Genomic DNA, 12,563 nt, shown 5'->3' with positions numbered 1-12,563 from the left:
TTCCAGCTATCCTTTTATCCTGTTCTTTTCGTCAAGCAGAATGATCTTTGGTTTGAAGCCTTTTATCTCTTCATCGCTGAGATACTCATATGAAAAGATAATTATCTGGTCGCCCACCTCGCCTTTTCTGGCGGTCGGGCCGTTAAGGCATATCACACCTGAGCCGCTCGGCCCCGGGATCACATAGGTCTCAAACCTCTCGCCATTATTGAGGTTGCTGATCTTGACCTGCTCATATGGAATTATGCCGGTCTCGGCAAGCAGCGACTCGTCAATGGTCAGACTGCCTTCATACTTAATATTCGCCTCTGTGACGGTGGCATTATGGATCTTTGCCCTGAGCATGCATCTATACATGATAACCTCTCAAATTTTACGTTCTGATAAATTTTACTCTATTATCTTGGGCACCCTGAAAAAACCATCCCTGCTTTCAGGCGCGTTCTGTAATATCTTCTCTCTGGGGAGCGAAGCTGAGATCTCATCATCTCTGAAGACATTCTTCAAAGGCAGTACATGCGATGTCGGGGCTACCTTCCCGGTATCCAGCTCATTCAGCGTGTCAATATATCCCATCACCTTATTCAGCTGGCCTTCAAAAAGTCCTTTCTCTTCATCCTTCAGCTTCAGCCTGGCAAGAGAAGAAACATCTTCGATATTCATCTAAACCCTCTCCAGATTCGCGAACTTCAGAGAGAGCCTCTTTATTCCGACAGAAGGGAAGTTGACCATGACCTTGAAATCATTGGTCTCGCCGTAACAGTCCCTGACAACACCCTCGCCAAATTTTGGATGGCGCACTCTGACGCCGGAAACAAAAGGAGATATGCTCCGTGGCTTAACAGGTATGCTGTGACTCTTGCTGAGCGCTCCGGTCCTCGGCCTCTTCTCTATATAACAGCAGCAGTCAGCAGGTATCTCACTCAGAAACCTTGAAGGCTGCTGGTCCTGAAGCGATGCATACAGCCTTCTCCTTTTTGCGCCTGACAGGAAGAGCATATCGCGCGCCCTTGTCATGCCTACATAAAAGAGCCTGCGCTCTTCCTGTATCTCATCATCTTTCTTAATAGAGTAAAAGTGCGGCATAAGCCCGTCCTCAACTCCGGCAATAAATACAACAGGCGATTCAAGCCCTTTAACAGTATGTATCGTCATTAAAGATACAGAGTCTTTATTCCGTGCCTCGTCCTGCGCGCTGAAGAGAGATGCGCTATCTAAAAACTCCTCCAGGCTGCTTCCCTCGGCAGAGCCCACGATATCCATAAGGTTTTTGGCCTTATCCTCTCCGGCAAACTCCAGATAATCGGTCTTTTCAAATACAAGAAAAATAAGCTTGGAGAGCTCCATCTCTTTATTGTCGATCAGACCGTCAATTACAGATATGAAACCCTTTACCTTATCCTTGAATGCAGAAGAGTATCCGTTGCCCTTGGAGACATGCTTCATGATCCCGTAAAGGCTCTTCTCCTTCTTTATTGCTTCATTGTTCAGCCTTGTAAGCGTTGTCTTGCCGATGCCCCTCGGCGGAGAGTTAATGATACGCTTCAGGCTTATCGAATCATGCGGGTTATTGATAACTTTGAGATAGGAGATAATATCCTTGACCTCTTTCCTCTTATAAAAACTGATGGAGCCGACCACCTGATGAGGAATTCCGTTGCTTCTCATTGCATCCTCAAGCACCCTTGCCTGCTGGTTCAGCCTGTAAAGAACCGTGATATCACTGTATGTGTAGCTGCCCTTCAGGTATAGCTCTTTTACGGTCTGTGCGATATAACCTGCCTCTTCCTGTTCATTGTTGGCGATGCAGTAGGATATCTTCTCTCCCTTGCCCCTGTCTGTCCAGAGTTTTTTCGCTTTTCTCAGGTCGTTCTGCGCTATGAGGCTGCCCGCTGCGTCAAGTATGTTCTGTGTCGACCTGTAATTCTGCTCCAGCCTTATCACCTTGGCCTTTAAGAAGTCCTTTTCAAAGTCGAGAATATTCCCGACCTCAGCACCCCTGAACTTGTATATGCTCTGGTCATCGTCGCCGACAACGCAGATATTCTTATGTTTTGAAGCCAGAAGCCTGGCAAACCTGTATTGAGAAATGTTCGTGTCCTGAAACTCATCTATCATCATATGCTCAAATTCTTCCTGATACTTCTTAAGCACTTCAGGATGCTTTTCAAAGAGCTTCACAGCGCACATGATAAGATCATCAAAGTCCAGGGCATTATTCTTTTTAAGGTCATCCTGATACCTGACATAGACCTTGGCAAGTTTTTCATCAAAACCAAAACTGTCCTCATTGGCAAGAAGGGCTTCAGAAGTTACAAGCGCAGCCTTGAGCGAAGATATCCTCGAAGCGATGCCCTTATACAGGGCCTCATGCATCTTGTACTCTTTCAGGATGGTCCTGATGAGGCTGCACGTATCGCCGTCATCATATATGCAGAAGTCCCTGCCGTATCCCAGCTTGTCGATCTCCTTTCTCAGGATCCTGCTGGAAAGTGAATGAAAGGTTCCTATCCACAGGCCCTTCGCGCTCTTTCCCGTGAGCGCCTCGATCCTCTCCTTCATCTCATTGGCAGCCTTGTTAGTAAAGGTCATGGCAAGAATGGATGACGGGGAAACCTTATGAACGCTGGTGAGATAGGCAAATCTGCGGGTAATTACCCTTGTCTTTCCGCTGCCGGCCCCGGCCAGCACGAGCATGGGCCCGCTTTTATGAGAGACAGCCTGCTGCTGCTGAGGATTAAGATCCTCCAGTAAAACATGTTTAGCCATTTTCTACCTCTTGCTTGTACACGATATATGTCATCTGATATTAAAAAAGGAGAATTAGAGGAATAGCCTGTTTTTTTCTTTTAGTACCTTATTATATCAGATTCAGGATAGAAAATTGTAAAGAGAAAGGCTAATCACTCAACAGTAACGCTTTTTGCCAGATTCCTCGGCTGATCCACATTACATTTCTTCAGAACAGCGGTGTGATAGGCAAGCAGCTGCATGGGTACGGAAAAGAGTATCGGAGCGAGGTAACGGTTTGTCTCCGGGACAAATAGAACATGGGATGCGTTGTATAAGACCTTTGTATCTCCCTCTATCGCAACTGCAATGACCTTGCCGCTTCTGCTCTTTACTTCTTCGATATTTGAGAGGATCTTCTCATATACCCTTTCATTGCGCTCAGGAATCAACGCAAGGACCGGCATATCCTTATCAATGAGCGCTATCGGCCCGTGCTTCATCTCGCCGGCAGGATAACCCTCGGCATGGATATATGATATCTCCTTTAATTTCAGGGCGCCTTCAAGCGCTATCGGATAATTTATTCCCCTGCCAAGATAAAGGAAGTCCCTTGCGCTGTAAAACTTTCTGGCGATCTTCAGGACAGAAGCGCTCAATTCAAGCGCCTTTTCAACCTGTTCAGGAAGCAGAAGTATATCCTTCAGCAGTGATTTTGCTTTTTTAGTATCAATGCTCTTCTTGGATTTTGCCAGAGCTATTGCAAATAAATAGAGCGCCGTAAGCTGCGTTGTGAATGCCTTTGTCGAGGCAACGCCTATCTCAGGGCCTGAATGCGTATAAAAGACGCCGTCCGCCTCTCGTGAAGATGTGCTGCCTATCACATTGCATATGCTCAGGACCTTTGCGCCCCGCTTTTTTGCCTCCCGCTGCGCAGCAAGGGTATCTGCCGTCTCACCTGACTGGGTAATAACTATGACAAGGCTGTTTGAAGGCAGGATAGGATCTCTGTACCGGAACTCAGATGCGATATCCACCTCGCATGGTGTTTTTGCCAGGTCCTCGATCATGTATTTCCCCACAAGCGCGGCGTGCCACGAAGTGCCGCATGCCACGAGAAAGACCTTGTTCAATTTGTTTATCTCATTTACGTTCAGCGAGAACTCCGCAAGGTTCACCTCTCCCTTCTCAATAGAGAACCTGCCCCTCAATGTGTCAGCAATCGCCTGCGGCTGTTCATATATCTCTTTTAACATGAAATGTTTGTACCCGCCCTTCTCAGCCATGGCAGGGCTCCATGTGATCTTTGTTATCCTCTTTTTAAAAGATTTATCGCAGACACCTGAGATGGAGATGCCTTTACGCGTGATCACCGCCATTTCATCATTTTCCAGAATGATGACGTCGCGCGTGTATTTTAGGAAAGCGGGCATGTCGGATGCTAAAAAGAATTCATCATTGCCAAGGCCGAGCACAAGGGGGCTGTCTTTTTTCACGGCGATTATCCTGTCCGGTTCAGCCTCGCTTATTATGCCGAGCGCGTACGCTCCATGGACATGCTCCAGCGCCTCTCTCGTCGCTCTTTCAATATCAAGCCCTTTTTTTGAATAACTGTTTATAAGATGGCAGATCACCTCAGTGTCTGTCTCAGACGTGAAGACATGCCCCTGCTTCTTTAATTTCTCTCTGAGTTCATAATAGTTCTCAATGATGCCGTTATGCACTACGACTATGCCGCCTGACCTGTGAGGATGCGCATTGCTCTCTGACGGCTTGCCATGCGTCGCCCACCTTGTATGACCTATCCCGATGGGGCTGCTGAATTTTTTGCCGCTGATGCATTGCTCCAGCTTCTTTATCTTGCCTTCGCAGCGCTGCACTTCTATCTTATCGTCCTTAAGAAAAGCGACTCCGGCTGAATCATATCCCCTGTACTCAAGCTTCTTCAGGGAATCCACAATTACAGGTATCGCATTCCTCTTGCCTATGTATCCGACTATTCCGCACATATTAAGTTATTTCGACCTTCTGCCTTTAGTTTTTAACCTGCTTCTGTTTTCCCAGTCAGCGATATTTTTCTGTTCTGCCCTGCTTATTGCAAGCGCGCCTGCGGGAACATCTTTGGTAACAGTGGCACCTGCTGCCACATATGCCCCTTTGCCTATGGTAACAGGAGCGACTATCTGAGTATCGCTGCCTATAAATACCCCGTTCCCGATAACGGTCTTATGCTTCTTCTTGCCGTCATAGTTGCATGTAATCGTGCCTGCGCCGATATTGACATCGTTGCCGATCACCGCGTCTCCGAGATAACTCAGATGGGATGCCTTTGTCCCGTCTCCGAGTGATGTCTTTTTAATTTCTACAAAATTCCCGACCTTGGCGTTCCTGCCTATGATGCTCTGGGGCCTGATATGCGCTAACGGCCCTATTGAAGCGCCCGTCTTTATCCTGCTCTCCTCGATCAGGGAATTGTCCTTAATGACCACATCCTCTTCTATGAAACTGTCCACGATCCTTGCGCCGGGATAGATAACGCAGTTGCTGCCGATGGATGTCTTGCCTTCGATATAGGTGTTCGGGTAAATGATCGAATCCTTTCCTATGGATACCCCAGGATGAACGACCGACCTGTGAGGGTCAATAAATGTGACGCCTTTTTTCAGCAGTTCTGATATTACCCTGTCCTGAAAAATTCGTGAAACATTATAGAGGTCTGCCCTGCTGTTGACGCCGAGTATCTCTTCCTCCGGGCAGATGTATGTGTCAACCTTCTTTCCCTCTTTTGACAGGATATTTACAAGGTCAGTCAGATAGTACTCTCCTGAAGAAGCATTCTTTTTTATCCTTCCGATGAAGTTAAGAACCTCAGGTTTCATCGCATAAACGCCGCCGTTCAATTCCTTACATTCTGCCTTCTCATGGCTTGACGCATGATTATCTTCAACAATGCCGATGATCATGTTGTCATCGCCCCGAACGGTCCTGCCGTAGCCTGAGACAGCTTCATTAAAGAAAGAGAGGTAAGAGAGACTATTGCCGCTGCGCCTGTGATTTACAAGAAAACCCCGCAGAGTTTTTGTTGTGATAAGGGGGCAATCCCCGTTAAGAACGAGTATAGCGCTACTGCCATTTAAAGCTTTTTTAGCTATGTCAAGCGCGTTTCCTGTGCCGAGGAGCTTCTTCTGTATGACAAAAGACAACCCTCTGTCATTCATCCGTCCCACAACATTATCAGCACCATTGCCGACAACCACTACTATTTTTGCGGGCTTGAGTGGCATTACAGCATCTATGACATGCCGGAGCATCGGCCTTCCGAGAATCTCATGAAGGACCTTCGGCTTAAGAGATTTCATCCTCTTTCCAAGACCTGCCGCCAGAATGACTACAGAAAGACCCATGGACATATATTAATAGTTTGCGCTTATGATTTCAATTTGGGACGGCTCTATCTGTTTCTATGAGATTCAAAAAGGATCTCTTCAACCATCTGGCAAAGGACATGGCCGAGAGTAATGTGGGTTTCCTGGATCCTGGGCGTATCAGAAGAGGGAACAGCAAATACATGATCCGCTATCGCGGCAAGCTTGCCGCCTTTTGCGCCTGTAAAGACTATAGTCCTTATTTTTCTCTTTTTTGCTTCTTCAATCGCCTTGATCACATTTTGGGAATTGCCGCTGGTGCTTATTCCTATCGCAACATCCCCATCCTGGGCATGCGCTTTAATCTGGCGGACGAAGATCTCTGAAAAATCGTAATCATTGGCGATCGCTGTGACAACAGCCATATTGGTATTCAGGTCTATCGCAGGCAGTGCGGGCCTTTCCATCTTAAACCTTCCAACAAACTCCGCTGCAATATGAGCAGCATCCGTAGAGCTGCCGCCATTGCCGAAAACCATGAGCTTGCTCCCGCTGTTAAAAGCCTCGGCAATAAGGTTCGATACTTCAATAACAGCATCGATATTAGCTTTTATGAACTCCCTCTTTACAGACGCGCTATCTTCAAACGCCTTTAATATCTTCTCTCTCATTTGGTTCCCTCACTTTCTTTATGATCGCTAAAAGCGGCTGACTTATCAGATGGTATTATTGGAACAGGATCGCCCTTCCTGCCGCAGGCAGAAGTAACGCTAAACATTATGAGTGCAATAAACAGTGCGAACAGACGATGCTTCACTTCTTCTTTCTCCCTTTTATATTCCTGAGGCACGCAGAGACATTTTTGCCTGATGTGCCGCCGTAAGATGTTTTATTAGCTACAGATGAAGCCACAGTTATATAGCTGAAAATATCATTGCCGATCAGTTTTGAAAAATCTTTCAGTTCCGCAAGCTCCAGTTCATCTATCTTTTTACCGTGCTCTACACAATGCCTTACTATCCTGCCTGTAACACCGTGAGCCTCTCTGAACGGCATGCCTTTTTTAACCAGATACTCGGCAATGTCAGTTGCTGTCAGATAGCCGCCCTCAGTTCCCTTCTCCATTGCCTTCTTGTTGAATATGATCCTGGGCAGCAGCACGGCAAGTATATTAAGGCAGGACTTCGCCGTATCAACTGTATCAAAGAGAGGCTCTTTATCCTCCTGCATGTCCCTGTTGTAGGCAAGAGGCAGCCCTTTCATAACCGTAAGTATTGCCATAAGATCGCCAAAGACCCTGCCGCTTCTGCCCCTGATAAGCTCAAGGATGTCAGGGTTCTTCTTCTGCGGCATTATGCTTGAGCCTGTTGAAAATGCGTCGGGCAGAGTGACAAAAGAGAATTCATCCGTATTCCACAGCACTATCTCTTCTGCAAACCTTGAGAGATGCACCATGATAATGCTTGCGGCAGAGATAAATTCAATCACAAAATCCCTGTCTGATACGGCATCCATGCTATTCTCAGATATCTTTGGGAATTTCAAAAGCCGCGCGACATATTGTCTGTCTATCGGAAGTGTTGTGCCTGCAAGTGCAGCCGAGCCGAGAGGAAGCACATTGACCCTTTCATAACAATCCTCAAGCCTCGTCCTGTCACGCTCAAGCATCTCGTAATAAGCAAGAAGGTGGTGCGAAAGCAGTACAGGCTGGGCCTTCTGCAGGTGTGTATATCCCGGCATCAGGGTTTTGATATGTTTCCCTGCAACAGATACTATCGCTTTCTGAAGGCCTTTTACCAGATTGATTATCTCTTTTATCTCATCTCTAAGAAAGAGCCTAAGGTCAAGCGCGACCTGGTCATTGCGGCTTCTTGCCGTATGAAGCTTGCCACCGACCGGCCCGACCTTTCTGGTAAGCGCGTCCTCGATGTTCATATGCACATCTTCAAAAGTGCTCTTGAACTTCAGCCTGCCGCTCTCTATATCTTCTCTTACACCGTTAAGCCCTTTGAGGATGGTTGCGGCATCTTTAGCGCTGAGTATCTTCTGCTTGCCGAGCATCTTCACATGAGCGATGCTCCCTTCAATGTCATATCTCCACAAACGGACGTCAAAATGCAGCGAGGATGTGAACTGCTCCACTACCTCTTCAGTATCTTCTTTAAATCTTCCTGCCCAGAGCTTTTTCATGAAAATAAGGATAAAACTAAAGCCTGATTGTAGTCAAGCATAGAATTGTTAAAAATCTTGGTTTATTTTTCTATATCTTTCATGCTATTCATAGCGCCATGAATTACAGCAAGAACATCTATTTGATCAGGTTTTATGTAATAAATAATCCTGTAGGATTCTTCTATGACTTCACGGAGTTGCTCAATATCAAATTCTGGAACAACACGGCCGGAAAGAGGAAATAGACTGATTTGTTGGGATCGGCGGGTTAATTTATCTACAACTATTTTTGCGTACTCCAGAGAGTTTCTGGCTATATAATCGTGAATAGCATCAAGATGCCCTTCTGCATTATCCGTCCAGTGAACCTTCATTTTGGGAGACTATATTTTGAACGAATTTCATTCACATCTTTTGTCCGGCCGGCTTTGCTGTCTTCCAATCCTTTTTCTATAGTTTCGCGCACGTAAACCTCATGAATAAAATCGTCCCATGTAGCGCCTTCTGGCATCTTTTCAATAAGTTTATGGGCTTCTTCTTTTGTCATTATCTTTGACATAACCATTCCTCCATTTATCTGTCTGATAATTTACTCTTTTACCTGTTTTATTCTAACACGATAAACCACTCTTTCGCACTCAAAATATCGAGGGGAAGTGTATGGTAGCTTAAAACCGGACATTTCTAAATTGGCTTGAAGGATTCATACTTAATCGCTATAATGGACTCATCAACAAACAAGCCTATTATTTTTCACAATGAATAAAATCTATTTTGGGGAGGGTACAAAAATGAGAAGTTTATGTATGTGCCTTACTGTCTTCTTGCAGTCATTAGTATTTGTTACCTTTTTATCGGGTTGTGCGGGACTTTCTAAACAATACAAAGCTACGACTGAAGGAATATCTGTAAATTACACCGTTAACAAAGAGCAGTTTGTTGATCCTAATGCGAAAGTATCTGTCATATCAAGCGATGAAAGACTTGACAAAGAGATTATCGGGGACGGAGCTAAACCAGCTGTGGGCAACCGGATTATTGGATATATTGCCTTTGGTGTTCTGTATGCTGCAACTGATGTTACTGGACTTAACAAACCAACCATTAAAGATCAAGAAGATCCAGTACGAATTTTTAAAACAGCCACAGAAGAAAGGCTGTCAAAGAATGGTATCACTATTACCGATGACAAAGAGAATGCGATAATCATTGATATACTTGTCAGACAATTCAAGCTTGATTTCAATTTTGGAAAATGGTCTGGAGAAGTGGGATATTTAGCAAAAGTTAAGAAGAATGGAGAGGTTATTTGCGAAAGCAGTATATATGAGAAGGCGAGTGCCTTTAACCTTTATGGATTTGGTTCAGGAGAAAAGGCTATAAACGAAGCTTTTAATAAGGCGATAAATAGCCTGGATATAAACAGTTGCTTTTCGAAATTACAGAAATAGACAAATGGTGTGTAATCACCTACCTCCTCCTTGTCAAGAACATCCTCCGGATAGTAAAGTATTATTATGATGAAAGATATCGACAGGCATGAAGCTTTTGAACTGGCATCACCTTTTCCTTACGTTCTTGCGGTAACGCTTGATGAGAGGGAGAGGCCGAATATCATAGGGCTTTCGTGGTGGACCTTTACATCATGGGATCCGCTGATGATAGCTATTTCAGTAGGGCACAATAGATACTCACACAAATGTCTTGAGGCTAACAAAGAGTTCGTGCTCTGCTTCCCTGCTGAAGATCAGGCAAAGGACGCCTGGTTCTGCGGGACAAAGAGCGGGAAGGATGTTGACAAGTTTCAGGAAACAGGGTTTAAGCCGGTGCATGCAAAAGTGGTGAAGCCGCCGATCATAGCAGGCGTGACTGTCGCGTATGAATGCAGAATAGTTAAAGAGGTCGAGACCGGAGATCACACGCTTTACATCGCTAATGTGGTTGAGATTCACGGCGACCATGACAGGGCAAAGCATCTTTACTCGATACACTACAAGAAGCTGATAGGGATCGACTGCAAAGGGAATGTTGATCTTGACCTGAAGTATTAGTTATGACTTACTAACTACTGCGCTGTCAGCCTTCTTCTCAAAAGCGGCATATATCGAACTAAAGCGGGTGTTCTGTTCTTTTATGTATCTGGATATCGATTCGAGGTTCTCTCCCGGGTAAGGCTCTCTTTTTGCTACCTCTGAACAGAAGTCAATGCTCGCCTCAAAATTCTCTTTAAACTCCTGAAGGCTTTTGATCTCCTTCGGCGTGTAACCGCAGTTGGATACCCTCTTCTCGAATTGGTCAACATACAGCTCTATCTCCTTGGCAAACATGTGCGGACGATCCGAAGATACAAGCGAAGACCCCCTTCCGTAAATATGATCTACCATCTCTTTAAGAGTATATATCTTATTAAACCAGGCTATGTTGGGCCCGGGACAGATGCACTGGGGGGCGTCCTTCTCATCGACAAGTCCAAGGGCGATGAGGCAGCCGTTCCCAAGCTGGTCGCAGATGCATTCTTTGTTAACAACATTTTCGATCATCTTATTTTTTTCTTCATCCGTTATCTCAAGCCCGGCGATCTCCTCAAGCTTCAGCTTTTCGTACTGCCTCGATGAAAGGCATATGGGCTTTTCAGTGAATTCAGTATTGAACTTCAGAAACCCCTTGCCGCAGGGAGAGCCGGCTCTTCCGTCCAGAACCCTCTGCCTGGTCCATATCTCCGCTCCTGTCCCGTGAATATTGCTGAACTGCACCCCAATTGGGGATGAATCACTTATATACAGATCCTTTTCACCGGAGCGCCGCAGCAGTTCAAGTGTTGTATCATCAATGCAGGTTGTTTCAGGAACCAGCAGAAAAGGCGTTCCCCATCCTGTCATGTCCATACCGAAGTCTTCCGTCAGCCTGCGCGTTTCAGCGTATGTGCCTATGCCGCCCTGTACTGTTATCAGAGGCTGCGCGCTTAATGCAGACTCAGGGTAATGCCACCCCATCTTTTCGTAGTATTTCTGTATCGGCAGATGAAAGTCTTTTGTCAGCGTCTCCCGGTTTTCCTTGAACTCCTGCAGAATACTTGGAAGAAGAACGCCGTTTGTCGGGAATACATGCCCGCCGCAGTTGAGGCCCGACTCAATGCGGAACTCGTAAACCTCAAGGCCTTTCTTGGCGAGAAACTTGCCCTGAATGATAGAGGAACGGAAGTCGCTCACCTTGAGTATTATCCTCTTCTTTATCCCGCCTTTTTCATCTCTGTAAAAGTCACGGAATTCTGTCATGTAATGAAAGAGCCGCTGGTTCATGCCTGCTGAAAGCTCTATGCCGGAACTCAAAGTGCTGTTGGCATAGCCCCTCAAGGCTGCCTTGGAGTCGCTGTACTCTTCAGGAAGCAGATCGCCCTTGCTGTCATAGTTTAGATTGTCGAGCTTGACCATTATGTTTACATCAATGGAACCGGGAACCATCCTGGCGGCAAGTTCTTTTTCAAGCGCTTCCCTTTCAGCGCCAGGCTTCATAGCCATAGCCCTTTCATAATCCTGTTTCAAAGGGCTGTAATCAGGGAGGAGTTCAAAATACTTGCACTTCTCGCTTCCCGGAGCAAACGGCTCCTTCCTTATCGCATCAAATTTGATCCTGACTATCTTGTCGACAAGATTAAGATAAGCCGTGGTCCTCTTTGCCCTTCCGTCTTCTTCTTTTACAGTTATTTCAGTGTAGGGCAGGCCGAACTTCTCGCAGTAATATTTGCGTACCGGCTCAAAAAGGATATCGTCAACAAGAGATATAACAGATTGTATCCCAAGATGCGCCACACGTATCGGAGTGTCAATTGAATGTCCGGTACCCATGACCGGGATATGAAATTTGTGATAGTAGTTTGTCATTTGATCTATTATATAAAAAATAAATTCGTTAATTATAGCACAGGAAGTCCAAATTGCGTGAAGGGGTATAATAGCCGGACAGCGGCACTTATTTATTCAAAACACTTGATACAAAAAGGCCCGGCGTTTAGCCGGGCCTTTTCAGATTTCCTTTTCCTTTGCCGCTTAGAGCTACTTAGTTACATCATCCAGCTTCTTCTTAGCATCATCAAGCGCTTTATCTACAGCCTTTCCGGCACGCTCTCCTGCTCCTTCTTTTTTACACCCGAAAACACCGGCTGTTAATGACACAGCAAGCATAAGCATTAAGGCCTTTTTGAATAATGACATTTTTGGTCTCCTTTCTTAAGCAGAGTTAGCCTCAATTATATATAAGTCAAAATATATTTAAAATATCCCCCTTGACAAAACTACT

Annotated in this window: 13 protein-coding genes; 2 read left to right on the top strand and 11 right to left on the bottom strand. The window is 45.6% G+C overall.

What is annotated here, in order from left to right:
• Window positions 1-6: 6 nt before the first annotated feature.
• The 9 genes from Q7U10_11750 to Q7U10_11710 form a co-directional block, all read right to left on the bottom strand.
• Window positions 7-357 (bottom strand): aspartate 1-decarboxylase, encoded by a 351-nt coding sequence (locus Q7U10_11750; protein ID MDO8283274.1) that lies wholly within the window; start codon window positions 355-357, stop codon window positions 7-9.
• A gap of 33 nt (window positions 358-390) precedes the next feature.
• On the bottom strand, window positions 391-663 hold the full coding sequence (gene gatC, locus Q7U10_11745; GenBank protein MDO8283273.1) for an Asp-tRNA(Asn)/Glu-tRNA(Gln) amidotransferase subunit GatC: 273 nt from the start codon (window positions 661-663) through the stop codon (window positions 391-393).
• The gene (locus tag Q7U10_11740; GenBank protein ID MDO8283272.1) at window positions 664-2,769 is read right to left on the bottom strand and encodes a UvrD-helicase domain-containing protein; all 2,106 of its coding nucleotides are present in this window, start codon (window positions 2,767-2,769) and stop codon (window positions 664-666) included.
• Window positions 2,770-2,903: 134 nt separating this feature from the next.
• Window positions 2,904-4,739 carry a glutamine--fructose-6-phosphate transaminase (isomerizing) gene (gene glmS, locus Q7U10_11735; protein ID MDO8283271.1) on the bottom strand — a complete coding sequence of 612 codons (1,836 nt, stop codon included), beginning with the start codon at window positions 4,737-4,739 and terminating at the stop codon, window positions 2,904-2,906.
• Window positions 4,740-4,745: 6 nt separating this feature from the next.
• Window positions 4,746-6,134 (bottom strand): bifunctional UDP-N-acetylglucosamine diphosphorylase/glucosamine-1-phosphate N-acetyltransferase GlmU, encoded by a 1,389-nt coding sequence (glmU, locus tag Q7U10_11730; GenBank protein MDO8283270.1) that lies wholly within the window; start codon window positions 6,132-6,134, stop codon window positions 4,746-4,748.
• Window positions 6,135-6,181: 47 nt separating this feature from the next.
• Window positions 6,182-6,766, bottom strand: a complete 585-nt coding sequence (locus Q7U10_11725; protein ID MDO8283269.1) for a D-sedoheptulose 7-phosphate isomerase — start codon at window positions 6,764-6,766, stop codon at window positions 6,182-6,184.
• Window positions 6,767-6,908: 142 nt separating this feature from the next.
• The gene (argH, locus tag Q7U10_11720) at window positions 6,909-8,291 is read right to left on the bottom strand and encodes an argininosuccinate lyase (protein MDO8283268.1); all 1,383 of its coding nucleotides are present in this window, start codon (window positions 8,289-8,291) and stop codon (window positions 6,909-6,911) included.
• A gap of 56 nt (window positions 8,292-8,347) precedes the next feature.
• Window positions 8,348-8,641 (bottom strand): type II toxin-antitoxin system RelE/ParE family toxin, encoded by a 294-nt coding sequence (locus Q7U10_11715; GenBank protein MDO8283267.1) that lies wholly within the window; start codon window positions 8,639-8,641, stop codon window positions 8,348-8,350.
• Window positions 8,638-8,826, bottom strand: a complete 189-nt coding sequence (locus Q7U10_11710) for a hypothetical protein (GenBank protein MDO8283266.1) — start codon at window positions 8,824-8,826, stop codon at window positions 8,638-8,640. Before Q7U10_11710 ends, Q7U10_11715 begins: the two co-directional genes overlap by 4 nt.
• A gap of 199 nt (window positions 8,827-9,025) precedes the next feature.
• Between Q7U10_11710 and Q7U10_11705 the strand changes: the two genes are divergently transcribed.
• Together Q7U10_11705 and Q7U10_11700 are read left to right on the top strand one after the other, a co-directional pair.
• Window positions 9,026-9,718 carry a hypothetical protein gene (locus Q7U10_11705; GenBank protein MDO8283265.1) on the top strand — a complete coding sequence of 231 codons (693 nt, stop codon included), beginning with the start codon at window positions 9,026-9,028 and terminating at the stop codon, window positions 9,716-9,718.
• A gap of 66 nt (window positions 9,719-9,784) precedes the next feature.
• Window positions 9,785-10,318: a flavin reductase family protein gene (locus tag Q7U10_11700; protein ID MDO8283264.1), complete on the top strand. Its 534-nt coding sequence runs from the start codon at window positions 9,785-9,787 to the stop codon at window positions 10,316-10,318.
• Here Q7U10_11700 and Q7U10_11695 read toward each other — a convergent pair whose 3' ends face one another.
• Window positions 10,319-12,148: a hypothetical protein gene (locus Q7U10_11695; protein ID MDO8283263.1), complete on the bottom strand. Its 1,830-nt coding sequence runs from the start codon at window positions 12,146-12,148 to the stop codon at window positions 10,319-10,321.
• Window positions 12,149-12,319: 171 nt separating this feature from the next.
• Complete coding sequence (locus Q7U10_11690) at window positions 12,320-12,478, bottom strand: hypothetical protein (GenBank protein MDO8283262.1); 159 nt, start codon at window positions 12,476-12,478, stop codon at window positions 12,320-12,322.
• Between the last annotated feature and the right edge of the window lie 85 nt (window positions 12,479-12,563).

It is taken from the genome of Thermodesulfovibrionia bacterium, assembly GCA_030646035.1.
GTDB lineage: Bacteria > Nitrospirota > Thermodesulfovibrionia > UBA6902 > UBA6902 > JACQZG01.
This window is presented reverse-complemented; position numbering and strand designations above follow the sequence as displayed.